23 protein-coding genes are annotated in these 24,379 nt (G+C 64.5%); 13 read left to right on the top strand and 10 right to left on the bottom strand.

The window, feature by feature from the left end:
- Positions 1-372 precede the first annotated feature (372 nt).
- From FS665_RS14815 to FS665_RS14805, 3 genes are all read right to left on the bottom strand, one after another.
- Positions 373-951 carry a YceI family protein gene (locus FS665_RS14815; RefSeq protein WP_145189745.1) on the bottom strand — a complete coding sequence of 193 codons (579 nt, stop codon included), beginning with the start codon at positions 949-951 and terminating at the stop codon, positions 373-375.
- 34 nt (positions 952-985) lie between these two features.
- Positions 986-1,537: a cytochrome b gene (locus tag FS665_RS14810; protein ID WP_145189742.1), complete on the bottom strand. Its 552-nt coding sequence runs from the start codon at positions 1,535-1,537 to the stop codon at positions 986-988.
- Between the two features lie 216 nt (positions 1,538-1,753).
- On the bottom strand, positions 1,754-3,517 hold the full coding sequence (locus tag FS665_RS14805) for a flavin monoamine oxidase family protein (protein ID WP_145189739.1): 1,764 nt from the start codon (positions 3,515-3,517) through the stop codon (positions 1,754-1,756).
- A 210-nt stretch (positions 3,518-3,727) separates the two neighbouring features.
- Between FS665_RS14805 and FS665_RS14800 the strand changes: the two genes are divergently transcribed.
- The 3 genes from FS665_RS14800 to FS665_RS14790 all read left to right on the top strand — a co-directional run bounded on the left by FS665_RS14800 (position 3,728) and on the right by FS665_RS14790 (position 6,481).
- The gene (locus tag FS665_RS14800; protein ID WP_145189737.1) at positions 3,728-4,213 is read left to right on the top strand and encodes a hypothetical protein; all 486 of its coding nucleotides are present in this window, start codon (positions 3,728-3,730) and stop codon (positions 4,211-4,213) included.
- A gap of 80 nt (positions 4,214-4,293) precedes the next feature.
- The gene (locus tag FS665_RS14795; protein ID WP_145189734.1) at positions 4,294-5,700 is read left to right on the top strand and encodes an adenosylmethionine--8-amino-7-oxononanoate transaminase; all 1,407 of its coding nucleotides are present in this window, start codon (positions 4,294-4,296) and stop codon (positions 5,698-5,700) included.
- 61 nt (positions 5,701-5,761) lie between these two features.
- Positions 5,762-6,481 carry a 16S rRNA (uracil(1498)-N(3))-methyltransferase gene (locus FS665_RS14790; protein WP_145189732.1) on the top strand — a complete coding sequence of 240 codons (720 nt, stop codon included), beginning with the start codon at positions 5,762-5,764 and terminating at the stop codon, positions 6,479-6,481.
- Here FS665_RS14790 and FS665_RS14785 read toward each other — a convergent pair.
- The 7 genes from FS665_RS14785 to FS665_RS14755 are packed head-to-tail and all read right to left on the bottom strand — an operon-like array spanning position 6,478 to position 15,546.
- Positions 6,478-7,095: a hemolysin III family protein gene (locus FS665_RS14785; RefSeq protein WP_145189729.1), complete on the bottom strand. Its 618-nt coding sequence runs from the start codon at positions 7,093-7,095 to the stop codon at positions 6,478-6,480. The two genes, FS665_RS14790 and FS665_RS14785, sit on opposite strands and share 4 nt — an antisense overlap.
- Before the next feature lie 57 nt (positions 7,096-7,152).
- Positions 7,153-7,611 (bottom strand): chemotaxis protein CheW, encoded by a 459-nt coding sequence (locus FS665_RS14780; protein WP_145189726.1) that lies wholly within the window; start codon positions 7,609-7,611, stop codon positions 7,153-7,155.
- Positions 7,604-12,100, bottom strand: a complete 4,497-nt coding sequence (locus tag FS665_RS14775) for an Hpt domain-containing protein (protein WP_145189723.1) — start codon at positions 12,098-12,100, stop codon at positions 7,604-7,606. Before FS665_RS14775 ends, FS665_RS14780 begins: the two co-directional genes overlap by 8 nt.
- 10 nt (positions 12,101-12,110) lie before the next feature.
- Entirely contained in the window at positions 12,111-14,135 is a 2,025-nt protein-coding gene (locus FS665_RS14770; RefSeq protein WP_256675101.1) for a methyl-accepting chemotaxis protein, read from the bottom strand.
- 47 nt (positions 14,136-14,182) lie between these two features.
- Positions 14,183-14,737: a chemotaxis protein CheW gene (locus tag FS665_RS14765; protein WP_145189717.1), complete on the bottom strand. Its 555-nt coding sequence runs from the start codon at positions 14,735-14,737 to the stop codon at positions 14,183-14,185.
- Positions 14,734-15,099 (bottom strand): twitching motility response regulator PilH, encoded by a 366-nt coding sequence (pilH, locus tag FS665_RS14760; RefSeq protein ID WP_145189714.1) that lies wholly within the window; start codon positions 15,097-15,099, stop codon positions 14,734-14,736. Before pilH ends, FS665_RS14765 begins: the two co-directional genes overlap by 4 nt.
- A gap of 45 nt (positions 15,100-15,144) precedes the next feature.
- Positions 15,145-15,546: a PleD family two-component system response regulator gene (locus FS665_RS14755; RefSeq protein WP_145189711.1), complete on the bottom strand. Its 402-nt coding sequence runs from the start codon at positions 15,544-15,546 to the stop codon at positions 15,145-15,147.
- Between the two features lie 234 nt (positions 15,547-15,780).
- Between FS665_RS14755 and gshB the strand changes: the two genes are divergently transcribed.
- The 10 genes from gshB to FS665_RS14705 all read left to right on the top strand — a co-directional run bounded on the left by gshB (position 15,781) and on the right by FS665_RS14705 (position 24,303).
- Positions 15,781-16,734, top strand: a complete 954-nt coding sequence (gene gshB, locus FS665_RS14750) for a glutathione synthase (RefSeq protein WP_145189708.1) — start codon at positions 15,781-15,783, stop codon at positions 16,732-16,734.
- Positions 16,735-16,875: 141 nt separating this feature from the next.
- The gene (locus FS665_RS14745; protein WP_145189703.1) at positions 16,876-17,778 is read left to right on the top strand and encodes an energy transducer TonB; all 903 of its coding nucleotides are present in this window, start codon (positions 16,876-16,878) and stop codon (positions 17,776-17,778) included.
- 115 nt (positions 17,779-17,893) lie between these two features.
- Positions 17,894-18,463 carry a YqgE/AlgH family protein gene (locus FS665_RS14740; protein WP_145189700.1) on the top strand — a complete coding sequence of 190 codons (570 nt, stop codon included), beginning with the start codon at positions 17,894-17,896 and terminating at the stop codon, positions 18,461-18,463.
- The gene (gene ruvX / locus FS665_RS14735; RefSeq protein WP_145189697.1) at positions 18,463-18,888 is read left to right on the top strand and encodes a Holliday junction resolvase RuvX; all 426 of its coding nucleotides are present in this window, start codon (positions 18,463-18,465) and stop codon (positions 18,886-18,888) included. The genes FS665_RS14740 and ruvX overlap by 1 nt, the downstream gene beginning before the upstream one ends.
- Positions 18,889-18,943: 55 nt before the next feature.
- On the top strand, positions 18,944-19,462 hold the full coding sequence (pyrR, locus tag FS665_RS14730) for a bifunctional pyr operon transcriptional regulator/uracil phosphoribosyltransferase PyrR (RefSeq protein ID WP_145189694.1): 519 nt from the start codon (positions 18,944-18,946) through the stop codon (positions 19,460-19,462).
- A 12-nt stretch (positions 19,463-19,474) separates the two neighbouring features.
- On the top strand, positions 19,475-20,479 hold the full coding sequence (locus tag FS665_RS14725) for an aspartate carbamoyltransferase catalytic subunit (protein WP_145189692.1): 1,005 nt from the start codon (positions 19,475-19,477) through the stop codon (positions 20,477-20,479).
- The gene (locus FS665_RS14720) at positions 20,476-21,747 is read left to right on the top strand and encodes a dihydroorotase (RefSeq protein ID WP_145189690.1); all 1,272 of its coding nucleotides are present in this window, start codon (positions 20,476-20,478) and stop codon (positions 21,745-21,747) included. The genes FS665_RS14725 and FS665_RS14720 overlap by 4 nt, the downstream gene beginning before the upstream one ends.
- Before the next feature lie 159 nt (positions 21,748-21,906).
- Positions 21,907-22,437, top strand: a complete 531-nt coding sequence (gene hslV, locus FS665_RS14715; RefSeq protein WP_023533032.1) for an ATP-dependent protease subunit HslV — start codon at positions 21,907-21,909, stop codon at positions 22,435-22,437.
- A 73-nt stretch (positions 22,438-22,510) separates the two neighbouring features.
- Positions 22,511-23,854, top strand: a complete 1,344-nt coding sequence (gene hslU / locus FS665_RS14710; RefSeq protein WP_145189688.1) for an ATP-dependent protease ATPase subunit HslU — start codon at positions 22,511-22,513, stop codon at positions 23,852-23,854.
- A gap of 71 nt (positions 23,855-23,925) precedes the next feature.
- The gene (locus tag FS665_RS14705) at positions 23,926-24,303 is read left to right on the top strand and encodes a gamma-butyrobetaine hydroxylase-like domain-containing protein (protein ID WP_145189686.1); all 378 of its coding nucleotides are present in this window, start codon (positions 23,926-23,928) and stop codon (positions 24,301-24,303) included.
- Positions 24,304-24,379 lie beyond the last annotated feature (76 nt).

Genomic DNA, 24,379 nt, shown 5'->3' with positions numbered 1-24,379 from the left:
GCGAGCTGCGCTCGCTCCTACGTACGGCGCGATGGTGGCGTTTGGGGCATCGCGAGCTGCGCTCGCTCCTACGTACGGCGCGATGGTGGCGTTTGGGGCATCGCGAGCTGCGCTCGCTCCTACGTACGACGCGATAGTGGCGTTTGGGGCATCGCGAGCGGCGCTCGCTCCTACGTACGGCGCGATGGTGGCGTTTGGGGCATCGCGAGCTGCGCTCGCTCCTACGTACGACGCGATAGTTCGTAGGAGCGAGCGCAGCTCGCGATGCGCCGCGTGGGCGGCGCTCGGTCTCGTCGGCGCAGAAAACGCTGTGGCGAACACAAAAAAACCCTGAGCAGGCAGGCCTGCGCAGGGTTCTCCCTAGCAGCAGAACTACTTCTGCTTGACGCCTTCCAGGCTGATATCCAGATCCAGCGTCTGCGAAGTCGGGCCTGGACCTTTGATGCCGAAGTCGTTCAGGTTCAGCGTGGTCTTGGCGTTGAAACCGGCGCGCTCGCCGCCCCAAGGATCTTTGCCTTCGCCATTGAAGGTGGCCTTGAAGGTCACCGGCTTGGTCACGCCGTGCAGGGTCAGGTCACCGGTGACATCAGCGGTCTTCTCGCCGGTGGACTTGACGCTGGTGGAGACGAATTTGGCATCCGGGTACTTGCTGACATCCAGGAAGTCCTTGCTGGCGATGTGCTTGTCACGCTCGGCATGGTTGGACCACAGGCTGGCGGTTTTCAGATCGACGTTGATCTTGCTGGCCTCAGGCTTGGCCCTGTCCCAGCTGAAGTCGCCACTGAATTCCTTGAACGTGCCGTGGATGAAGCTGTAGCCCAAGTGGCTGATCTTCCAGTCGACGAACGCGTGCTGGCCTTCCTTGTCGATCTTGTACTCGGCGGCCATGGCCTGGCCTGCGGACAACAGGGCGGTACCCAGGGCCAGGGCGGCAAAAGTCTTTTTCAACATCCTTACTTCCTTCCTTTGCAATTGAGGTTGAGAATCAAGCTTTGCGGCCCAGCATGCGCTTGAGGGTCGCGTCACGGTCGATGAAATGGTGCTTCAAGGCAGCCAGGGCATGCAATACGGCGAAGATCACCAAACCCCAGGCCAACCACAAGTGGATCACCCCGGCCACATCGGCCTGGTCGGGCAGGTCGCTGATCAGCGCCGGCACTTCGAACAGACCGAATACCGGAATGCCAACGCCGTCGGCGGTGGAGATCAGGTAGCCGGCGATCATCACTGCGAACAATCCCAGGTACAGCGCCAGGTGACCCAACTTGGCGGCAACGCGGGTGAAGGCGCCATGGCTGGCAGGTGCTGGCGGAGCCGGGCTGATGAATCGCCAAAGCACACGCAACACCATCACCGCCAGCAAGGTCAGGCCAATGCTTTTGTGCAGGTCGGGGCCCGCCTTGCGCCAGGGGTCATAGTAGTCGAGACCGACCATCCACAAGCCCAGGCCAAACAACCCGAATACAGCGAGTGCAACCGCCCAGTGCAGGACGATGCTGACCGCACCATAACGTGAAGGTGAATTGCGCAATCGCATGATGAGCGTGTTTCCCCGTGAAAGCTGTGCACAGACTAACGCCAAACGTATCGAAATAAATCTTAAAAAATTGCTTCGGATAATCGAGAAATCCGATAGTTAGTGTGTGTGCTTCCTATTAAGGAAACGTTAACGGTAGTCGGGGAATTAAACGCTGTCACGGTTGCGCCGGCATGGCGACGGCATGCGCCGCCGCCATGATGCGCTGACCGCTGATCAGTTGGCCTTGGCTTGCGTATTGGCCGCCGGTTTTTTCGCAGGCTCGGTCTTGACCGTGGCCTTCTTCGGCTGCGCTGGCTTGTGCGCAGGTTTGTGCGCAGGTGCAGGCTTGGCTGCAGGCGTCTTGGCCGAGGCAGTCTTGGCCGGCGCTTGCTTGACCACGGCCGCCGGCGCAGGGGCAGGAGCAGGCGCCGCTACTGGTGCTGGGGCCGGGGCCGGGGCCGGGCCCGCCTGCTCAGCCTGGGTCAGCACCGCTGGCTTCGCTTCAGCTTTGTCGGCGCTCCCGAACAGGCGCGAGAAGAACCCGCCACTGTCCTTCTTCGCCGCCACCGCCCCCGTCGCAGCAGCTGCCGCGACGGCCGTGGCGCTGACCGGGTCGAACGACTTGCCGGCCAGCAGCTCCTGCACTTGTCCGGCGGCGCGCTGACCGCTGCGCAAGGCGCCTTCGAGCGTCCCTGGATACATCGCATCGGTGTGTTCCCCGGCGAAGGCTACGCGTTGCACCGGTCGCTCCCAGAGGCGCCAGTACTTGCTGATCTGGCCCGGGCCATAGGCCAGATAGGCGCCGCCGGTGCCGGCGTCGACGCTGTAGCGCTTGACCTCATAGCCCGTGAAGGCACCGCGGGCCTGTGGATAGAAGGCGTGCAGGCGGATCAGCACCTGATCGACCATCTGCTTGTCACCGAAGGCCTGCAGCAGCCGCGCGTTGTCACCGGACAGGTTGACTACCACGTTGGCGCCACCCTTGAGCGCAGGTTCGATCCACAGCATGCCAAGCCCGGTATTGCTGAAGATCTCGCCCGACATGCGCGCCCGGCTTTCCCAAACCGGCTGCTTGAACTTCAGCATCAGCTGGTCGCGCCAGCCGTAGTTGGTCCCGCGCAGCGCCGCCACATGCTTGGTGTCGAGCATCGGGCTCATCTGGATCTTGGCCAGCGCCCGCAGCGGAACCGCCACCACTGCATAATCGGCCTTGTAGTCAGTGGTACCGGCCTTGACCGTTACCCCGTCCTTGTCCTGCACGATGGCCGTGACCGGTGCGCTGGTCTTGATGGTCTTCAACTGCTTGACGAACGCCTGGGCCAGCACCGGGCTGCCGCCTGGCAGTCGCGCGGCACGCAGGTCGCGGTCGCTGACGCCGCGATAGACACGGCTCTGCTGGGCGAAATACAGCAGCGAGAGGCGGGACGGCTCATCGTAGCGGGTACGGATCTGCTGGTTGATCAGCTGGCGGGCAGTGGCCGGCAGCTGCAGTTTGTCGAGCCAGCTGGACACGTTGATCTGGTCGAGCGCGAACAGCGTACTGGTCGCCTGCGGGTTGAGCGGGTCGTCGATCGAGCGGGCCAGGTCGTCGAGGGTCTTCTCATAACGCTTGAGCGCTTCAGCGGTCGCCGGTTGCTTGGTCGCCAGATCGCTGGCACTGAAGTACTCGCCGTCGATCAGGTAGCTCGGGGTGCGCACGAATTCTGGCGCGGGCAGCGTTTCAAGCTTGAAGCGGTCGATGTACTGATTGAGCACCGGCTGCACCTTGGCGTTGCCGATCCACTCGCTGGTGGCCAGGCCCGAACGCCCGCCCATGCCTGACTTGGCCTCCAGCAAAGTGACCTGCCAGCCCTTGCTCTGCAGTTCGTAGGCTGCGGTGAGGCCCGCCAGTCCACCGCCTACCACGATTGCCTCAGGTGTCTTGTCCTTCGCCAGCGCGGCGCCGCTGGACACACCGATCAATACCAACGCGCACAGGCGCACCCAAGCAGCAGCCATGTCGGCGAACTCCGAGTTGAAATTACGGGGATGGGAGAGGCAAGGCTGCCCCTGGAGACGATGCGTTAAGAATACGTCAGGTCTCAGGACCCTGCCACCACAGTGATATCAAGTGCTTCACGCAACTGGCATTTTTACCAGTAGCCAGGCCTATTGCCACCAAGCGAAGCTAGCGGAGGTCGTCGATAAAACCGACAGAAGGAGCTGCGCATGACCTATGAAGAGCATTTCGATCAGGTGGTGCCGCAGTTTTTGCACCCCAGGCAGACCATGACGACGCCGTCGGGTTTGCAGATATCGGCCAATGGCACCTGCTGGATCAGACAACGGGAGGCGGCGACGGGCGAGTGGGGCGCGGAACTGGTGATTAACGAGCACAGCGATGTGCAAATCAGCTTCAGCCATGAGATCGCCAGCCTGCGCCTTGAATACTACGTGCAAAGCCAACGGCCTGTTGCTCAGCAACCGCTGCCGGAGGGGCAAGAAACCGCGGCGAGCGTGGCCGCTGAGCGGCGCAGTGTCTATTGGCTGACCCTCTCGGGCAGTGGATTCACCGACTTCAAGCCCGGCCCGCTCGCCAGCGAGCCTTCTCACCAGGTGCTGGCCGGGCCATTTCGCCGCTTGACCATCTCCACTTCCGAGGCCGGCAGTGTGCATGTGCGCAAGCTGCAATGGACGCGCACCAATCGCCATTGACGCACTGGCGGTTGTCCTGCCCCCTGGCATTGCTTAGGCTTACGCGGTCAACGCACGCTGCAAAGCCAGGAGAAGTACCGATGGGCCTCAACGATCAGTGGATGCAACGCGACCTCAAGGTCCTGTGGCACCCCTGCACCCAGATGAAAGACCACGAACAACTGCCGCTGATACCGATCCGCCGCGGTGAGGGCGTGTGGCTCGAGGACTTCGACGGCAAGCGCTACCTGGATGCCGTCAGTAGCTGGTGGGTCAATGTGTTCGGCCACGCCAATCCGCGCATCAACCAGCGCATCAAGGACCAGGTCGACCAGCTGGAGCACGTGATCCTGGCCGGCTTCAGCCATCAGCCGGTGATCGAGCTGTCCGAACGCCTGGTGGCCATGACCCCAGCCGGGCTCGATCGGGTGTTCTACGCCGACAACGGCTCCTCGTGCATCGAGGTGGCGCTGAAGATGAGCTTTCACTACTGGCAGAACATCGGCAAGCCGGCCAAGAAACGCTTCGTCACCCTGAGCAACAGCTACCACGGTGAAACCATTGCGGCAATGTCGGTGGGCGATGTGCCGCTGTTCACCGAGACTTACAAAGCGTTGCTGCTGGACACCATCAAGGTGCCCAGCCCCGACTGCTACCTGCGCCCGGAGGGCATGAGCTGGGAGGAGCACTCGCGCAACATGTTCGCCGCCATGGAGCAAACCCTGGCCGAGCACCACGAAAGCCTTGCGGCGGTGATCGTCGAGCCGCTGATCCAGGGCGCCGGTGGCATGCGCATGTATCACCCGGTCTATCTCAAGCTCCTGCGCGAAGCCTGCGATCGCTATGACGTGCACCTGATCCACGACGAAATCGCCGTGGGCTTCGGCCGCACCGGCACGATGTTCGCGTGCGAGCAAGCCGGCATCAGCCCGGACTTCCTGTGCCTGTCCAAGGCGCTGACCGGTGGCTACCTGCCGCTGGCAGCGTGCCTGACCACCGACAAGGTGTACCAGGCTTTTTACGACGATTACCCGACCCTGCGCGCGTTTCTGCATTCGCACAGCTACACCGGCAACCCACTGGCTTGCGCGGCGGCCCTGGCGACCCTGGATATCTTCGAGCAAGACAACGTGATCGAGGCCAACAAGGCCCTGTCGGCGCGCATGGCCAGTGCCAGTGCCCATCTGAGCGAGCATGCCCACGTCGCCGAGATCCGCCAGACCGGCATGGCCCTGGCCATCGAGATGGTCAAGGACAAAGCCGGCAAGGTCGCCTACCCCTGGCAGGAGCGCCGCGGCCTGAAGGTCTTCGAGCATGCGCTGAGCCGCGGCGCATTGTTGCGCCCGCTGGGCAGCGTGGTGTACTTCCTGCCGCCCTACGTGATCACCCCGGAGCAGATCGACTTTCTGGCCGAGGTTGCCAGCGAAGGCATCGACATTGCCACCCGCGACAGTGTCAGCGTGGCAGTACCAGCCGATTTCCACCCCGACTTCCGCGATCCGGGCTGAATCCAGCGCAAACGCCAGTCCCTGTAAGGGACGCTGCCCATTTCACATGCCGAGCTGAACCATGAGACTGTCCCGCTTTTTCATCGACGCGCCCCTGAGCCTGGGTGAACATGACCTGCCTGAAGCCCAGGCCCACTACATCGGCCGTGTGCTGCGCATGGCCCCTGACGATGCTGTGCAACTGTTCGACGGCAGCGGTCAGGAATACCTCGGCCGGTTGCTCGAAGTCGGCAAGAAGACCGTGCGCGTCAGCCTCGACCAAGCCCTCCCCGGCCAGCCGGACTCACCCCTGCACGTCCACCTGGGCCAGGGTCTGTCGCGCGGCGAGCGCATGGACTGGGCCATTCAGAAAGCCACCGAGCTCGGCGTCAATGCGATTACCCCCATCGTCAGCGAGCGCTGTGAAGTCAGGTTGAAAGACGAGCGCGCCGACAAGCGCCTGGCACACTGGCGCCAGGTGGCGATCAGTGCCTGCGAACAGTGCGGCCGCTCGACCCTGCCGCAAATTCATCCGCCAGTGACTCTGGCCGAATGGCTCGAGCGCAGCGACGCCGACCTCAAGCTGGTGCTGCACCCGGTCGCCGAGCCACTGACCAGCCATGCCAGGCCGACGACGCTGGCGTTCCTGATCGGCCCCGAGGGCGGTTTGAGCGAGGCAGAAGTGCAACAGGCCAAGGCCGCGGGCTTCCACGCAGCACGGCTGGGTCCGCGGGTGTTGCGCACCGAAACCGCACCGGTGGTGGCGCTCGCGGTGGCCCAGCAGTTGTGGGGCGATTTCTAACGCACGTACAGTGAAACCGCCACGAAATGCATGAGGCTGCCGGCGATGACGAACAGGTGCCAGATGCCATGGGCGTGACGAAGGCGGCTGTCCAGCGCGAAGAAAATGATGCCGATGGTGTACAACACGCCGCCGCCGGCCAGCCAGATGAAGCCGGCGCTGCCCAGCTTGTGCAGCAGCGGCCCGACCGCCACCAGCACGATCCAGCCCATCACGGCGTAGATGACGATCGAGAGAATGCGCGCCTCGGAGCGTGGCTTGATCTCCTGCAGCATACCGATCAGCGCCAGGCCCCACACCACGCCGAACAGGCTCCAGCCCCACGGTCCGCGCAGGCTGACCAGGCAGAACGGTGTGTAGCTTCCGGCAATGAGCAGGTAGATGGACAAGTGATCGAGCTTGCGCATGATCACTTTCGCCCGCCCGCGGGTGCTGTGATAGAGAGTGGAAGTGCTGTACAGCAGCATCAAGGTGCCGCCATAGATGGAAAAGCTGACGATTTTCCAGGGATCGCCCTGCAACCCGGCACTGACGATCAGCCAGCTGGCCCCGATACAGGCCAGCACAGCGCCCACCAGGTGGGTCCAGGCATTGAAACGTTCACCGTAGTACATGGAAAAGCAGACCGCGCGAGGCGCGGCAAGTTTCAAGCGGCGAGCTGCAGCTGCCGCTCAGAGCTGCTGCTGGCGCACCAGTCTTTCCAGGCCGGCCAGGTCGGGGACGCGGGCAACCTGCTCGCCGACCTGCACGGCAGCCAGCTCCAGGCTCGCCAGCGGCACATCGACGTAATTGAGCTGGCTGTCCAGCTTGCACGAACGCGGGATGTCCTGCAGCAGTACTGCCAGGTAGCGCAGCCCGGTGTCACCGAGTGCGTTGAGCACCACGATGCGCGCGCGCTCACCGCACGCTGTCACGCCGCCGCAGGCCGCCTCGAAGCCAATCAGCGGCAGCCGTTGCTGGCGCCAGTCGATCCAGCCCAGGTGCCAGGCCGGATCGCCCGGTTCGCAATGCAGGTTACGCTGGCCGATCAACTCGACCACGGCGACATTCGGCAGCACCAGCGTGCGGTCGCCCAGCGGCAACAGCAGCCCCGTCAGACTGCTGCGTTGTCCGGCGATCAGCTCAAGCATGGATCTGGCTCCAGTGGGCGATGCTCTGCAACAGCACCGACTCCTGATAAGGTTTGCCCAGGTAGTCGTTGACCCCGATGGCCATGGCCCGGTCGCGGTGCTTCTGCCCGGTGCGCGAGGTGATCATGATGATCGGCAGGTCTCGCAAGCGCGGGTCTTGACGGATGCGCGTGGCAACCTCGAAGCCGTCCATGCGCGGCATTTCAATGTCCAGCAACAGCACGTCGGGCCGGTGTTCCTGCAACTGGGCCATGGCATCGACCCCGTCCTTGGCGGTCAGTACGCTCATGCCGTGGCGCTCCAGCAGGCGGCTGGTGACCTTGCGCACGGTCACCGAGTCGTCCACGACCATCACCAAGGCCGCGCGGCGCGGCGCCGGGCCAAGCAGGCCGCGCTGCGGAGCGTTGCCGCCTGGCAACCGTGCCAAGCGCCGCTGTTGACCGCGCAGCTGGCCCAGCAGGTCGAGAATCAGCACCACCCGCCCGTCACCGAGCAAGGTCGCCCCGGATAACCCGGCCACCGCAGCGAACTGCGGCCCCAGGCTCTTCACCACGATCTCCCGGCTCGGCGACAGGCTGTCGACCTGAATGGCGAAGGACTGCTCCTGCGAATGCACCAGCAGCACCGGCAGCGGTACGCTTTGCCCCAGCAATACCGGGCGCGGCGAGCCCTGCAGCAATTCGCCGAGGTAGCGCAGTTCATAAGCATGGCCGGCATACACATAGCGAGGAACAGCCTGCTCATAGCAGGCAGCCAGCTCCGCTGGCGGTACCCGCACGATGCCCTCGATGGTATTCAGGCCGATGGCGTACTGCTCCTCGCCAAGGTGCACCATCAAGGCGCGGTTGATCGACACGGTGAACGGCAGGCGAATCAGAAAGCGCGCCCCCTTGCCCTGGGCAGACTCGATGGTCATCGAGCCGCCCAACTGCTTGACCTCTTCATGGACCACGTCCATGCCCAGGCCGCGCCCGGAAATCTGCGTGATCTTCTGCGCGGTGGAGAAGCCAGGACGCAGGATGAACTGCAGAATCTCGTGATCGCTCAGCTGCGCCTGCGGGTCCAGCAAGCCGCGTTTGATCGCCTTGCGCCGTACCGCCTCCAGGGGCACGCCCGCGCCGTCATCGGACATTTCGATGACGATGTCGGCACCCTCATGAAGCAGGTTCAGATGAATCGTGCCCTGCTCCGGCTTGCCAGCGGCCAGGCGCACATCGCGCGCTTCCAGACCGTGGTCGACGGCATTGCGCAACATGTGTTCAAGGGGCGCGACCATGCGTTCGAGCACGCTGCGGTCCAACTCGCCCTCGGCATTGCCGACCACCAGTTCGACCTGCTTGCCCAGCTCGCTGGCGACTTGGCGCACCACGCGCTGCAAACGCGGCACCAGGCGTTCGAACGGCACCATCAAGGTGGCGGTCAAGCCTTCCTGCAACTGGCTGTTGACCCGCGCCTGCTGCTGCAACAGGCTGTAGGCCTCCTGGGCGCGCTGGGTCAGCGTTTCCTTCAGATCGAGCAGGTCCGACGCGGACTCGAACAGGCCTCGCGACAGCTGTTGCAGTTGGGAATGGCGGTCCATCTCCAGCGGATCGAAGTCCTCATAGGCGTCGCCTTCGAGCGCCTGGCGGCTGCTGACGCGCCCTTGGGTCTCGATGTCCAGGCGCAGCAACTGATCGCGCATGCGCTCCAGGGTCGTTTCCATCTCGTTGAGGGCGAACTGGGCGTCGTTGACCTGCTGCTCGATACGCCCGCGAATCACCGAATGCTCGCCGGCCAGGTTACCCAGGTCGTCAAGCAGCTCGGCATCGACCTTGACCATGTCGCCGGGGGCACGCTCTGGCGCCGTCGCCGGCACCTCGACGGCTGATGCCTCGAGGGTCGGCTGGCCGGCGGCGCTGTCGGTCAGGGCGGCGCTGCTGAAATTGCGAATGTAGTCGATCAGCGCCGTGGCAGCGTGCAACGGCTGGCCCAGGCGCACGGCATCGAGCATGTGCGCCAGGCGGTCGTGACAGTTCTGCAGCAAGGCGAACAACGCCGGGCTGGGCGGTAGGCGCCCAGCGGCGAGCAGCTCGTAGAGAAACTCCAGTTCATGGGCCAGGTCGCCGATTGCGGCGATCTCGACCATGCGCGCACCGCCTTTGAGGGTATGCAGGTCGCGCAGCAGGTTGTCGACCTCGGCGCCATTGCGTGGCTCGGCCTGCCAGCGCGCCAGGGACTCGGCGGCGCTTTCGACGATGTCGGAGCTTTCTTCGAGAAAGACCTCCAGCAGCTCTTGATCGCCCGGGCTTTGCGCCTCTTCATCTTCATCGGCCAAGTCAGTGAGCGGGGTCACGCCATCACGGCTGACCACGCCCATGGCGTCGCCGGCCAAGGCGCCCTCCAACAGGCCGCGCAAGGCGTCCAGGCAATCCTGCCGGGGGCTGACCTGCTGTCCGGCGGCCACTTGGTCGAGCATGTCGAGCAGGGCTTCATGGGCGAGTTGCGCCACGTTGAAAAATGGCGTGCTGGCGCCCAGGCTTCCCTCTTCGACTGCACCATAGAGGTCCAGCAATGCCTCACACACGGCGTCCATCTGCCACAAATCGGCCAGATGCGCGGCGTGACCGAGGTGGGTCAATTCGTCGAGCAGGCTGTCCAAGGCATCGCGCTGGTGCGGCTGCTGCTGCCAACGTGCCAGCAGCGATTCGGCGTTCGACAGGCTATCCATTGCCTCGGCCAGAAACCGGGCGGTCAGCTGCGGATCGCGCTTGCCCTGACGCGCAGCCTGCGGCTCGGCATGCAGGCTGGCCAGGCGCAGGTCCACGGCTTGGCTGACCTGCTCGATCAACTGCGCGGCGCCAGCGATGGCCGCCAGCGGGGTGCTGGCCAGCTGCTCCAGGCCACGGCAAAACAGCGCATGTGCACTGTGCAACCAGTGCAGTTCTGTGTCTTGCAGGGGTAGCTGGTGGTCCCGGTACTCGCGCACCAGGCGATCGAAGGCCGTGGCCAGTTCGGCGATCGGCATGACACCGGCCATCGCCGCGCTGCCCTTGAGGGTGTGCAAGGCCCGTTGCAGCTCGTCGCTGACCTCGCTGCCCTGGCCGTCGGCGCCGTGCAGAAAGGCAGCCAGGCTGGCGAGGTGCTCTTGCGCCTCGGTGCTGAAAATTTCCAGCAGCTGCGGGTCGAGCCGATCGTCGTCGCCGCCCTCACTGCCTGGCTGTGGATCGAGTGGATCGCCAGGGCAGCTGCGCACGCCGAGCGCGACCAGGCTATTGCGCGCGAGGTCGAGAAAACGCTGAGCGTCAGCCAAGGGGTCAGCCACTCGCCACTGCAGGTAACATTCAGCGGCACTGAGCGCGTCGCCCAGGTGGTCGAGCTCTGCTGTCGGCGGCTGCAGTTGGGGCTGTTGCAGCCAGCCCTGCACATAGTCTGCACAACCGGCGAAGACCTCGGCGGCGGCCGGCAGCATCAGCATGGCCAAGGCCCCGCGCACTTGCAGCAACAGCCCAGGCAGCGGTTGCAGGTGCTGGCGCGGCCAGCCCGATTCCAGGCAATCGCCGGTGAGGTCCTTGGCCTGCTGCAATACCACCAGGCATTCGTTCAGCACCAGCTGGCGGATCTCGCCGAGATCGGAGCCGGGCATCGGCCCCTGCGCGCTTTCTTCGAGCGGCAGGACCATGCCGTTGAGGGTGGCCTCCACGTACAACAGCGCGCCGGCGACATCCATCAGCACCGCATCGGCGACCACCCGCTCGCCCTGCGCCAGGGCTTGCAGCGCCAGCACCTGATCGATGATCACTCGGCGCGGCTGCTGAAATCCCAGCACCGCCAAGGTGTCGGCAACGTGGCGCAGCGGCGCGAGCAACTCATCCAGGTCTTCGTTGTGCTGGCGATCGCCGCGCACGAACTGATCCAGACGCTCCTTGATTCGCATCAGGTCGTCGCACAGGGCAGTGATCACCGAGCGCAGGGCATCCCGGCCGGGCCCGGCTTGCATCTGCTCGCGCCAGTTACCCAGCGACAGATCGAGATTCGCCAGGTCCGCGGCGCCGGCCAAGCCCTGCGTGGCGTCGCTGATCAGGCTGGCCTGAGCCAACGGCTCGACGCCGCGGCAGGCACGCAGTTGGTTGAGCAGCGGCAGCATCACCAACGGCAGGTCGTGGCGAGCACCGCGCAAACGCTCCAGGTACGCAGGCAACTGCTCAAGGCCACGAAACAGCGGCCCCAGGCAGTCGCCACGCGGGCTGACCTGGCCATCGGCCAACGCCTTGGCCAGCAGTTCCAGCTCTTCGGCCAGGCGCGTGGCACCGCGTAGCTGCAGCATGCGCAAGCAGCCGTGCACCTGGTGCAGGTTATCCACAACGAAGGCCAGCATCGACACATCGCCAGTATCGCCAGCAAAGCGCTCCAGGGCCTGACGGGCCTGGCTCAGGCAGTCGAAAATCGCCGCGCGGGTCCAGGCCAGGGCCACGGTATCGTGGCGCTCGGGGCTTATTACGGCTGAAGCCATGGGGTCATCCTCAACTGCGCTCGGCAGGAGCCGGCAGGGTGAAGCCCGAGACCGAGCGCCGCATCTCGCTGGCCATGCGCGCCAGATGGCGGATGCTGTCGGCGGTAGCGCCGGAGCCTGCAGAGGTCTGCGCGGTGATCTGCTGGATCACCGCCATGGTGTGGGAAATCTGCCCTGCCGAAGACGTCTGCAGCTGGGCAGCATCAGAGATGCTGTGGATAAGTTCAGCCAGGTTCTGCGACACCCCTTCGATCTCGGCCAGGGCTACCCCGGCATCCTGCGCCAGCCGCGCACCGCGCACCACTTCGGCGGTGGTCTGCTCCATGGAGATCACCGCTTCGTTGGTGTCTGCCTGGATGGTGCGCACCAGGGCCTCGATCTGCCGGGTGGCTGACGACGAACGTTCGGCCAGGCGTTGCACCTCGTCGGCGACCACGGCGAAACCTCGTCCGGCCTCGCCCGCCAACGATGCCTGAATCGCCGCATTGAGGGCGAGGATGTTGGTCTGGTCGGCAATGTCGTCGATCAGGCTAACGATGTCGCCGATTTCCTGGGAAGACTCGCCCAGGCGCTTGATCCGCTTGGCGGTGTCCTGGATCTGCTCGCGAATGTTGTCCATCCCGTCGATGGTGTTGTGCACCACCTCGTTACCTTTGTTGGCGATGGCCACCGAGCGCTCAGCGACCTTGGCCGACTCATAGGCGTGGGCAGAAACCCGGTCGATCGATTCGACCATGTCACCGACCGCCTCGGAAGCCTCGCTGATCTGTTCGGCCTGATGCTCCGACGCCTTGGCCAACTGGCGCGCGGTGTTCTGCGTGTCCTGCACGGCCGCCGCGACCTGCTCGGCACTGTGATTGATGGTGGCCACCAGATCGCGCAATTGGTCGACCGAGTAGTTGATCGAGTCGGCGATGGCCCCGGTGAAGTCCTCGGTCACCGACACGGTGACGGTCAGGTCACCGTCGGCCAACTCTTCGATCTCATCGAGCAGGCGCATGATCGCCTGCTGATTGCGTTCGTTCTTTTCGGCGGTTTCGCGCAACTGCCGGTGGGTGGTGCGTACCATCACCAGGCCGATCAGGATGATCGAAGCCAGCGCCAGCAGGCCCAGCGCATAACCACCCGCGGTATCCAGCGTGCGCCCCCCGGCCAGGTTCTCGAAACCGTTGGCCAGGTGCGAAGCCTCGTCGAGCAGGGTCTGCGACAGGCTGAAGATGTTGCCCGCCGCCTCTCTTACGCGGAACAGCTCGGGCGAGGTTTCGAGAATTTCGTCGACCGAGCCAGAAACGAACTGGAACAGCTCGGCGATCTCCGCCAGTCGTGCACGGGCATCGGCATCCTCGACGCGGGTCACCTGGATCGCCGGGTTGCCGCCGAGCATGCCCTCGAGCACCTGGCCGAAGCGGCTGGCGTCGCGGCCGAAGGTATCGGCCGCCTGGGCCGCGCTGTCATCGCCGGCCAACACCGTGTTGACCGAGCCGAGAATGCGTTCGGCCAGCAGCAACTGGCGCTGGGCGACCACCACCTGGTTGGCCGGGGCACCGCTTTGCAGCAGAATTTCGACCACTTTCTCGTATTCGACCTGTAACTGCGGCACGGTCTCGGCCAGGGTCGCCGCGACCTGGTGCAACGACAGCACGGTCTGCTCGCTGGCAACGATGGTATCGGTGTTCTTACGCAGGTTTTCCCAGTCCTGGCCGACCGCTTGCATTTCGTCGCGTACCGCAGCCGGCGCGGCCGGCAGGCCCGTGGACGGGTCGCCTTCACGCAGGTAGCTCCAGCGCCGTTCGAAGTCGTTGCGCGCATCGGCCAGCAGCTTGAACGCCAGCGCCTTGCCTGCGGCCGCTTCGGTGGCGTTCTTGGCGATGCGCTGGGACAACACGCGCAACTCGCCGGCGTGGCCGATGTATTGCTTGTCGTGGTTGGCCTGGGTGTTGAGGTAGGCGAAGTTGGCGAACAGCAGGATGATCGACAGGATCAGGATCACGAACAGCACGGTGATCTGCACGATGCTGCGCGTGCGCGGGGTCATGCTGGCGGGGGCGACGGGGATGGCCGGCTGGTTCACGTTGCAGAGTCCTATAGCGCCACGTCAAGAAACCCCGGCGCCTGGGCCAGGGCGAAGGGGCTGAAGATCGCCCAGTTGCGCTCGCGCGGGAAATGCCCCTGCACGTAGCGCGTGGCGGCTCGCAGTAACGGCTGCGGCGGCGCCAGTTGCAGGCTGCTGAGGTCGAAATGCTGCAGGCCCAGCACCTCGTCGACCAACAGGCCGACGAACAGGTCTTCATGGTCGAGCACCAGTACCCGGCGCTGTTTGCCAGGCGCCGCCGGACCTAGACCGAAAAAACTGCTCAGGTCCATCACCGGCAACAGCCGACCGCGCAGGTTGGCCACGCCACAGACCCACGGCTGGACGCCCGGCACCCGGCTGCTGCGCGGTTCACGCAACACCTCGGCGACCTCACCCATGGGCGCGACGAACCATTGCCCAGCGATGCGAAAACCAATGCCGCTCCACTGCTGCAGGCGAGTGTCCTGGGGCGGCTGGTCGGCGACCAGCAGGCGGCAGCGCCGGTCGATGTCCAGCAACAGCTCGAAGGCGGTCAGCGACGCGCCTTGCGGGCGCGTGGTCAAGCGCCCAGCACCTCTTTGAGCTTGGCGATCAGCGCGTCTTCTTCCACCGGCTTGGTGAGGAAGTCCCGCGCACCTTGGCGAGTGGCCCAGATGCGGTCGGTCTCCTGGTCCTTGGTGGTCACCACCACCACGGGAATGGCGCTGGTTTCCGGGTCTTTGCTCAACTGGCGAGTGGCCTGGAAGCCGTTCATGCCGGGCATCACGATGTCCATCAGGACCGCATCGGGGCGTTCCTGGCGGGCCAGGGCGACACCGTCGGCACCATTGTTGGCCTTGAGCACCTGGTGACCATGCTTCTCCAGCCATCCGGTCAATCTGTACATCTCTGTCGGCGAGTCGTCGACAATCAGAACTCGGGCCATGCTGTTTCCCCATCAGGCAATTGAGGCCGCGCCAGCGTAGCGCGGTCAGGGTGCGGATTGTTCGGGCACGGCGAAACCGGGCACGTGGGCCCTGATCGCGTCGAGCAGTTCTTGCTTGCTGAATGGTTTGGTCAGGAACTGATCGGAACCGACCACCCGGCCGCGAGCCTTGTCGAACAGGCCATCGCGCGAGGACAGCAGAATCACCGGAATGTCCTGGTAGGCACTGTTGTGCTTGATCACCGCGCAGGTTTGATAGCCGTCAAGACGCGGCATGAGTACGTCGACGAAAATGATCTGCGGCTGGTGATCGACGATCTTGGCCAGGGCATCGAAGCCATCACTGGCGGTGATCACCTCGCAGCCCGCTTCGCCGAGCAACATCTGCGCGGTGCGGCGGATCGTGCGGGAATCGTCGATCACCATCACCTTCAGAGGTTGTTCCATAGAGCCCTACCCGTCAGGATCGTCGTTGGCGCTGCAAGCTGCAAGCTTGAAGCGCCAAGCGATAAGCTGCAAGAAAAATCCGCTGCGGACGCCGCCCCGCTTTTTCTTGCAGCTCATCGCTTGCCACTTGCCGCCTGGGCCCCCCCGGCCCTTGACCGGTGGCGCGGACAGCGCCACCCTGAGCCACTTTTCTTTCGATTCACTGCGGCCAACGGCCGCCAAGAGGAACTCCCCATGAGCGTTCGCCTCGGCATTGTCATGGACCCGATCGCGTCCATCTCCTACAAGAAGGACAGCTCGCTGGCCATGCTGCTGGCCGCCCAGGCCCGCGGCTGGGAGCTGTTCTACCTGGAGCAGCGTGATCTCTACCTGGGCGCAGGCCAGGCCCGTGGGCAGATGCGTGCGCTGAAAGTCTTCGCCGATCCGGCGCGTTGGTTCGAGCTGGGCGAGGAGCAGGACGCCGCCCTGGCGGAGCTGGACGTGATCCTGATGCGCAAGGACCCGCCCTTCGACATGGAATTCGTCTACAGCACCTACCTGCTCGAGCAGGCCGAGCGCGAGGGCGTGCTGGTGGTCAACCGACCACAAAGCTTGCGCGACTGCAACGAGAAGCTGTTCGCCACCCAGTTTGCCCAGTGCATGGCGCCCACCCTGGTTAGCCGCCGGGTCGATATCCTGCGCGAGTTCGCCAACAGCCGTGGCGACGTCATCCTCAAGCCGCTGGACGGCATGGGCGGCGCCTCGGTGTTCCGTCACCGCAAGGACGACCCGAACCTCTCGGTGATCCTCGAGACCCTGACCCAGCACGGCACCCAGCAGATCATGGCGCAGGAATACCTGCCGCAGATCGTCGATGGCGACAAGCGCATCCTGATGATCGACGGCGAGCCGGTCGACTACTGCCTGGCGCGTATCCCGGCCAGCGGCGAAACCCGCGGTAACCTGGCCGCCGGCGGGCGCGGCGAAGCACGGCCGCTGACCGAGCGCGACCGCTGGATCGCCGCCCAGGTCGGCCCGGTGTTGCGCGAGAAGGGCCTGCTGTTCGTGGGCCTCGACGTGATCGGCGACTACCTCACCGAAATCAACGTCACCAGCCCGACCTGCATCCGCGAAATCGACGCGGCCTACGACACCGACATCGGCGGCAAGCTGATGGATGCCATTGATCGCCAGCTCAAGGCCCGCTGACCACCGACCCACGGCAACCCTGCCAGAGTGAGGTATGATGCCCAGCCCACAAGCTGCAAGCCCGCGTGCCGGCCCAGGCCGCGCTGTCGGTACTTGCAGCTTCAAGCTTGCAGCTTGTAGCTCGAACACCCTGGATACTTGATGACGCTGCCCGCCGACATCCCCGCCGACCTGTTGCCACCGCGCGTACGCCCGCTGGACCGGCTCGGCTTCGCCTTGTTCCTGGCCGCCCTGGCGCACCTGGCGCTGATCCTCGGCGTGGGTTTCAGCGTGGTCAAACCGGCCGAAGTGCGCCAGACCATGGACATCACCCTGGCCACCTTCAAGAGCGAAAAGGCACCGGAAAAAGCCGACTTCCAAGCCCAGGACAACCAGCAGGGCAGTGGCATCCTGGAAAAGAAAGCGGTGCCCACCACCACCGAGCTGGCGCCGTTCCAGGACAGCAAGATCAACAAAGTCACCCCCCCACCCGCGCTGAAGCCTGAAGTCGCCCCACCACCCAAGCCCGAGAAGTCCGCCGTGGCGAGCAAGGCGCCGAAAGCGCAGAAGGTCGAACCCAAGCCCAAGGAAAGCAAGGCGCAGCCCAAGCCCGCGGCCACCCCCGAATTCGACAGCTCGCAGCTGTCCAGCCAGATCGCCAGCCTCGAGGCGGAACTCTCCAACGAGCAACAGATGTATGCCAAGCGCCCGCGCATTCATCGCCTCAATGCGGCCTCGACCATGCGCGACAAGGGCGCCTGGTACAAAGAGGAGTGGCGCAAGAAGGTCGAGCGGGTCGGTAATCTCAACTACCCCGACGAAGCGCGCCGCCAGCAGATCTATGGCAACTTGCGGATGATGGTGTCGATCAACCGTGATGGTTCGCTGTATGAGGTACTGGTACTGGAATCGTCCGGCCAGCCGGTACTGGACCAGGCGGCGCAGCGTATCGTGCGACTGGCTGCACCGTTTGCGCCGTTCACCGGCGATCTGGCCGAGTTCGATCGCCTGGAGATCATCCGTACCTGGCGCTTCGCCCGTGGTGATCGGCTGTCCAGCAACTGATCAGTCACAGGCAATCACTGCCTGGCCGAATCCACCCGGATCGGGGCAAACCTCAACATCGACTACACGCATCCGCAGCTTGTCAGCCCGGCCACCTGGCGCCACACTATCCCCCATGAAAAACCTCACCCCGAGCTACCTCAAGCATCAGTTTCTGATCGCCATGCCGCACATGGCCGATCCGAACTTTGCCCAGACCCTCACGTACATCGTCGAGCACAACGCCAATGGCGCCATGGGCCTGGTGGTCAATCGCCCGCAGGAGCTCAACCTGGCCGACATTCTCGAGCAGTTGCGCCCTGACGAAGTGCCGGCGGCCAGCACTCTACAAGTGCCCATCTACCAGGGCGGGCCGGTGCAGACCGACCGCGGGTTCGTCCTGCACAGCAGTGAGTGCACCTACCAGGCCACCGTCGAGCTGCAGGGGCTGTCGCTGTCGACCTCGCAAGATGTGCTGTTCGCCATCGCCGAGGGCGTCGGGCCACGACAGAGCTTGATCACCTTGGGTTACGCCGGGTGGGAAGCCGGCCAGCTGGAGGCCGAGCTTGCCGACAACGCCTGGCTCAACTGCCCGTTCGATCCCGACATTCTCTTCGCCATGGACAGTGAGCAGCGCCTGGGCGCGGCGGCACGCAGCCTGGGCATCAACCTGAGCCTGCTCACCAGCCAGGCAGGGCACGCCTGATGGCGCCGCTGCGCCTGTTGCTGGGCTTCGACTATGGCAGTAAACAGATCGGCGTCGCCGTGGGCCAGGTCATTACGGGTCAGGCCCGCGAGTTGTGCACCCTCAAGGCGCAGAACGGCGTGCCGGACTGGGCCCAGGTCGAACGCCTGGTCGCCGAATGGAAACCCGATGCGATGGTGGTCGGCCTGCCGCTGAACATGGACGGCACGCCGAGCGAAATGAGCGCCCGCGCCGAGAAATTCGCCCGCCGTCTCAATGGCCGCTTCAACCTGCCGGTGCATACCCACGACGAACGCTTGACCACCTTCGAAGCCAAGGGCGAGCGCCTGGCCCGTGGCGGTCAGCGCGGCAGTTACCGTGACAACCCGGTCGATGCCATCGCCGCGGCCCTGCTGCTGCAAGGCTGGCTGGAGGCCAACACCTGAATTCCCGCGTTTACCGGGGCATCCCCCTACCCCGGCGCCCTCCTGGAGACACGCAATGAGCCTACCCAATCCCGCCGAGCTGATCCGGCAGATGGCCGTCGACCTTCGCGCCCACCTGGCCCGCCGCCATATCGACCAGCCGCGTTTCATCGGCATTCGCACCGGCGGCGTCTGGGTTGCCCAGGCCTTGCAACAGGAACTCGCCGACCAAAGCCCGCTGGGTAGCCTGGATGTGTCGTTCTACCGTGATGACTTCAGCCAGAACGGCCTGCATCCACAAGTTCGGCCTTCGGAGCTGCCCTTCGAGGTCGAGGGCCAGCACCTGGTACTGATCGATGACGTGCTGATGAGCGGTCGCACCATCCGTGCTGCCCTCAACGAGCTGTTCGACTATGGCCGTCCGGCCAGCGTGACCCTGGTCTGCCTGCTCGACCTGGATGCCGGCGAACTGCCCATCCGCCCCAACGTGCTGGGTGCCACCTTGTCGCTGGCGCCCCATGAACGGGTAAAATTGACCGGACCCGCGCCGCTCGCCCTCGAGCGCCAGGACCTCGCCACCGCTTCTGCCCTTTAAGAGTCCCCCGCGATGACGCCTACCGACGCCAAGCGCCCGCTGCAGCTCAATGATCAGGGCCAGCTGCGCCATTTTCTCTCGCTCGACGGTTTGCCCCGCGAACTGCTCACCGAGATCCTCGATACTGCCGACTCGTTCCTCGAGGTCGGCGCCCGGGCCGTGAAGAAGGTTCCGTTGCTGCGCGGCAAGACCGTGTGCAACGTGTTCTTCGAGAACTCGACCCGTACCCGCACCACCTTCGAGCTGGCGGCCCAACGCCTGTCGGCCGATGTGATCAGCCTGAACGTCTCGACTTCCTCGACCAGCAAGGGCGAGACCTTGTTCGATACCCTGCGCAACCTGGAAGCCATGGCGGCAGACATGTTCGTCGTGCGCCATTCCGATTCGGGCGCGGCGCATTTCATCGCCGAGCACGTGTGCCCGGATGTCGCCGTGATCAACGGCGGTGATGGCCGCCACGCGCACCCGACCCAGGGCATGCTCGACATGCTGACCATCCGCCGCCACAAGGGCAGCTTCGAGAACCTGTCGGTGGCCATCGTTGGCGATATCCTGCATTCGCGCGTGGCCCGCTCCGACATGCTGGCGCTCAAGGCGCTGGGCTGCCCGGACATCCGCGTAATCGGTCCGAAGACCCTGATCCCGATTGGCATCGAGCAGTACGGGGTGAAGGTCTACACCGACTTGGCCGAAGGCCTGAAAGACGTCGACGTGGTGATCATGCTGCGCCTGCAGCGCGAGCGCATGGCCGGCGGCCTGCTGCCCAGCGAGGGCGAGTTCTACCGCCTGTTCGGCTTGACCACGGCGCGCCTGGCCGCGGCCAAGCCCGACGCCATCGTCATGCACCCGGGCCCGATCAACCGTGGCGTGGAGATTGAATCGGCAGTGGCCGATGGCAAACATTCGGTGATTCTCAACCAGGTCACCTACGGCATCGCCGTGCGCATGGCCGTGCTGTCCATGGCCATGAGCGGGCAGAACGCGCAACGTCAATTCGAGCAGGAGAACGCCCAGTGACCATCAGCATTCTTGGCGCTCGGGTCATCGACCCCAACAGTGGCCTGGACCAGGTCACCGACCTGCACCTGGACAGTGGCCGCATCGTGGCGATCGGCGCCAGCCCCGCGGGCTTCAGCGCCGGCCGCACGATTGACGCCAGCGGCCTGGTAGCCGCCCCTGGCCTGGTCGATCTGGGCGTATCGCTGCGCGAGCCCGGCTACAGCCGCAAAGGCACCATCGCCAGCGAAACTCGCGCAGCGGTGGCTGGCGGGGTCACCAGCCTGTGCTGCCCACCGCAGACCAAGCCGGTGCTCGATACCTCGGCGGTCGCCGAACTGATCCTCGATCGCGCCCGCGAAGCCGCCAACAGCAAGGTCTACCCGATCGGCGCCTTGACCAAGGGCCTGGAGGGCGAGCAACTGGCTGAATTGGTCGCCCTGCGCGATACCGGCTGCGTGGCGTTCGGCAACGGCCTCAAGGAGATCCCCAACAACCGTACCCTGGCCCGCGCGCTGGAGTACGCGGCCACCTTCGACCTGACCGTGGTGTTCCACTCCCAGGACCGTGACCTGTCCCAGGGCGGGCTGGCCCACGAAGGAGCAATGGCAAGCTTCCTCGGTTTGCCGGGCATTCCGGAAACCGCTGAAACCGTGGCCTTGGCGCGTAACCTGCTGCTGGTGGAGCAAACCGGCGTACGTGCTCACTTCACCCAGATCACCAGCGCCCGTGGCGCGCGCCTGATCGCACAGGCGCAGCAGCTAGGCTTGCCGGTGACGGCCGACGTCGCGCTGTATCAGCTGATTCTCACCGATCAGTCGCTGCGCGAATTTTCCAGCCTGTACCACGTACAACCGCCGCTGCGCACCGCGGCGGACCGCGATGGCCTGCGCGAGGCGGTGAAGTCTGGCGTGATCCAGGCAATTTCCAGTCACCATCAGCCCCACGAGCGCGATGCCAAGCTGGCGCCGTTCGGTGCTACCGAGCCCGGTATCAGCAGTGTCGAGCTGTTGCTGCCACTGGCCATGACCTTGGTCGAAGAGGGTTTGCTCGACCTGCCGACCTTGCTCGCTCGCCTGAGCAGTGGCCCGGCCCAGGCCCTGCGTCTGCCAGCCGGCGAGCTGAAAGTCGGCGCCGCCGCCGACCTGGTGTTGTTCGACCCGCAAGCCTCGACCGTAGCTGGCGAGCGCTGGCACTCACGCGGCGACAACTGCCCGTTCATCGGCCACTGCCTGCCGGCCACGGTGCGTTATACCCTGGTCGACGGACACGTTTGCCACCAGGCCTGAGACGCGGCTGCAAGCTTCAAGCAAAAGCCTGATCTGCTTTTGCTTGCAGCTTGCATCTGCTTTTCCTACCGCTCGTAGCTTCAAGCTTGAAACTCTTCATCCTTCCCCCCATATGAGTCTGCATCAGGCAATTTTGCCCCGCTGCGTGGAGACTCTCCCTTGACCACCATCGTTTCTGTCCGCCGTAACGGCAAAGTCGTCATGGGCGGCGACGGCCAGGTATCCCTCGGCAACACCGTGATGAAAGGCAACGCGAAAAAAGTTCGGCGCCTGTACCACGGCCAGGTCATCGCCGGCTTCGCCGGTGCCACCGCCGACGCCTTCACCCTGTTCGAGCGCTTCGAGGGGCAGTTGGAGAAACACCAGGGCCACCTGATTCGCGCCGCCGTCGAACTGGCCAAGGAATGGCGCACCGACCGTTCGCTGAGCCGCCTGGAGGCCATGCTGGCGGTGGCCAACAAGGACGCCTCGCTGATCATCACCGGCAACGGTGACGTGGTCGAGCCAGAAGACGGCCTCATCGCCATGGGCTCCGGTGGCGCCTATGCCCAGGCCGCTGCCCGCGCCCTGCTCAACAAGACCGACCTATCGGCGCGCGAAATCGCCGAAACCGCCTTGAATATCGCCGGTGACATCTGCGTGTTCACCAACCACAACCTGACCATCGAGGAGCAGGACCTGGCCGAGTGATCTGCTGTTCTGGCGTCCCGCCCACGGCGGGACTTTTCCACGCCGAACACTCCGCTTCAGGACCGTACTGACCATGTCCATGACCCCCCGCGAGATCGTCCACGAACTCAACCGTCACATCATTGGCCAGGATGACGCCAAGCGCGCCGTGGCCATCGCCCTGCGCAACCGCTGGCGGCGCATGCAGCTGCCTGCCGAGCTACGCGCCGAAGTGACGCCGAAGAACATCCTGATGATCGGCCCGACCGGCGTCGGCAAGACCGAAATCGCCCGCCGCCTGGCCAAGCTGGCCAACGCGCCGTTCATCAAGGTCGAAGCGACCAAGTTCACCGAGGTCGGCTATGTCGGGCGTGATGTCGAGTCGATCATCCGCGACTTGGCTGACGCTGCGCTGAAGATGCTGCGCGAGCAGGAAATCATCCGCGTGCGCCACCGTGCCGAGGACGCCGCCGAAGACCGCATCCTCGACGCCCTGCTGCCCCAGGCGCGGGCCTCGAGCTTCAACGAGGAAGCCGCGCAGACCAGCAGCGATTCCAACACCCGCCAGCTGTTCCGCAAGCGCCTGCGCGAAGGCCAGCTGGACGACAAGGAAATCGAGATCGAGGTGGCTGACAATGTCGGCGTCGAAATCGCCGCGCCGCCCGGCATGGAAGAGATGACCAACCAGCTGCAGAGCCTGTTCGCCAACATGGGCAAGGGCAAGCGCAAGACCCGCAAGCTGAAGGTCAAGGAAGCGCTGAAGATGGTGCGCGACGAAGAAGCCGGTCGCCTGGTCAACGAGGAAGAACTCAAGGCCAAGGCGCTCGAAGCGGTGGAGCAGCACGGTATCGTGTTCATCGACGAGATCGACAAGGTCGCCAAGCGCGGCAATGTCGGCGGCGCGGATGTCTCGCGCGAGGGCGTGCAACGTGACCTGCTGCCGCTGATCGAAGGCTGCACGGTCAACACCAAGCTAGGCATGGTCAAGACCGACCACATCCTGTTCATCGCTTCCGGCGCTTTCCACCTGAGCAAACCCAGCGACCTGGTACCGGAACTGCAGGGTCGCCTGCCGATCCGTGTCGAACTCAAGGCGCTGACCCCGGAAGACTTCGAGCGGATCCTGCGCGAGCCGCACGCGTCGCTGACCGAGCAATACAGCGCGCTGCTCAAGACCGAAGGCCTGAACATCGAGTTCGCCGCCGACGGCATCAAGCGTCTGGCCGAGATCGCCTACCAGGTCAACGAGAAAACCGAGAACATCGGTGCCCGTCGCCTGCACACCCTGCTCGAGCGTCTGCTTGAGGAGGTGTCGTTCAGCGCCGGCGACCTGGCCAGCAGCCACGACGAAGCGCCAATCAGCATCGACGCGGCCTACGTCAACAGCCACCTGGGCGAACTGGCGCAGAACGAAGACCTGTCGCGGTACATTCTCTAAGTTGCAAGTTACAAGCTGCAAGTGACAAGCTGATCCTCGTCGCTTGCAGCTTCAGAGAGAGAATTAGGACCATGGCGCGTCTGCCCACCGCGATCAACCTGCATAAAGCCTCCAAGACCCTCAGCCTTACCTACGCGCCCGGCGAGGTCTATCACCTGCCTGCCGAATTTCTGCGGGTGCACTCCCCATCTGCCGAGGTCCAGGGCCATGGCAATCCGATCTTGCAAGTCGGCAAGATCAATGTCGGTCTGGTCGGCCTTGAGCCTGCTGGCCAATATGCACTGAAATTGACCTTCGACGACGGCCACGACAGCGGACTGTTCACCTGGGAATACCTCGAACAGCTCTGCCTGCGCCAACAGCAGCTGTGGGCTGACTATCTCGATGAACTGCACAACGCCGGAAAATCCCGCGACCCGGCCGAATCAGTGGTCAAACTCATGCTCTAGCTCAAGCCTTGCAGGTTTTAGAGCGCATTTTCTAATCTCATCTGTTTGAATGCCTTACAGACAGCCCCTGGAAGGG

The sequence above is a fragment of the Pseudomonas sp. URMO17WK12:I11 genome (genome assembly GCF_007677725.1).
GTDB lineage: Bacteria > Pseudomonadota > Gammaproteobacteria > Pseudomonadales > Pseudomonadaceae > Aquipseudomonas.
Note: the sequence above shows the minus strand (reverse complement) of the source record. Positions and strands in the feature narration are given on the sequence as shown.

What these genes read in the sequence shown, in the direction of transcription:
- hslU (WP_145189688.1), top strand. Translation starts at nt 22,511, where the DNA reads ATGTCCATGACCCCCCGCGAGATCGTCCACGAACTCAACCGTCACATC.
- FS665_RS14785 (WP_145189729.1), bottom strand. Translation starts at nt 7,095, where the DNA reads ATGTACTACGGTGAACGTTTCAATGCCTGGACCCACCTGGTGGGCGCT.
- FS665_RS14725 (WP_145189692.1), top strand. Translation starts at nt 19,475, where the DNA reads ATGACGCCTACCGACGCCAAGCGCCCGCTGCAGCTCAATGATCAGGGC.
- FS665_RS14795 (WP_145189734.1), top strand. Translation starts at nt 4,294, where the DNA reads ATGGGCCTCAACGATCAGTGGATGCAACGCGACCTCAAGGTCCTGTGG.
- FS665_RS14705 (WP_145189686.1), top strand. Translation starts at nt 23,926, where the DNA reads ATGGCGCGTCTGCCCACCGCGATCAACCTGCATAAAGCCTCCAAGACC.
- FS665_RS14745 (WP_145189703.1), top strand. Translation starts at nt 16,876, where the DNA reads ATGACGCTGCCCGCCGACATCCCCGCCGACCTGTTGCCACCGCGCGTA.
- FS665_RS14815 (WP_145189745.1), bottom strand. Translation starts at nt 951, where the DNA reads ATGTTGAAAAAGACTTTTGCCGCCCTGGCCCTGGGTACCGCCCTGTTG.
- pilH (WP_145189714.1), bottom strand. Translation starts at nt 15,099, where the DNA reads ATGGCCCGAGTTCTGATTGTCGACGACTCGCCGACAGAGATGTACAGA.
- FS665_RS14780 (WP_145189726.1), bottom strand. Translation starts at nt 7,611, where the DNA reads ATGCTTGAGCTGATCGCCGGACAACGCAGCAGTCTGACGGGGCTGCTG.
- ruvX (WP_145189697.1), top strand. Translation starts at nt 18,463, where the DNA reads ATGGCGCCGCTGCGCCTGTTGCTGGGCTTCGACTATGGCAGTAAACAG.
- FS665_RS14775 (WP_145189723.1), bottom strand. Translation starts at nt 12,100, where the DNA reads ATGGCTTCAGCCGTAATAAGCCCCGAGCGCCACGATACCGTGGCCCTG.
- FS665_RS14810 (WP_145189742.1), bottom strand. Translation starts at nt 1,537, where the DNA reads ATGCGATTGCGCAATTCACCTTCACGTTATGGTGCGGTCAGCATCGTC.
- FS665_RS14755 (WP_145189711.1), bottom strand. Translation starts at nt 15,546, where the DNA reads ATGGAACAACCTCTGAAGGTGATGGTGATCGACGATTCCCGCACGATC.
- FS665_RS14790 (WP_145189732.1), top strand. Translation starts at nt 5,762, where the DNA reads ATGAGACTGTCCCGCTTTTTCATCGACGCGCCCCTGAGCCTGGGTGAA.
- FS665_RS14805 (WP_145189739.1), bottom strand. Translation starts at nt 3,517, where the DNA reads ATGGCTGCTGCTTGGGTGCGCCTGTGCGCGTTGGTATTGATCGGTGTG.
- pyrR (WP_145189694.1), top strand. Translation starts at nt 18,944, where the DNA reads ATGAGCCTACCCAATCCCGCCGAGCTGATCCGGCAGATGGCCGTCGAC.
- FS665_RS14770 (WP_256675101.1), bottom strand. Translation starts at nt 14,135, where the DNA reads ATGACCCCGCGCACGCGCAGCATCGTGCAGATCACCGTGCTGTTCGTG.
- FS665_RS14740 (WP_145189700.1), top strand. Translation starts at nt 17,894, where the DNA reads ATGAAAAACCTCACCCCGAGCTACCTCAAGCATCAGTTTCTGATCGCC.
- gshB (WP_145189708.1), top strand. Translation starts at nt 15,781, where the DNA reads ATGAGCGTTCGCCTCGGCATTGTCATGGACCCGATCGCGTCCATCTCC.
- FS665_RS14800 (WP_145189737.1), top strand. Translation starts at nt 3,728, where the DNA reads ATGACCTATGAAGAGCATTTCGATCAGGTGGTGCCGCAGTTTTTGCAC.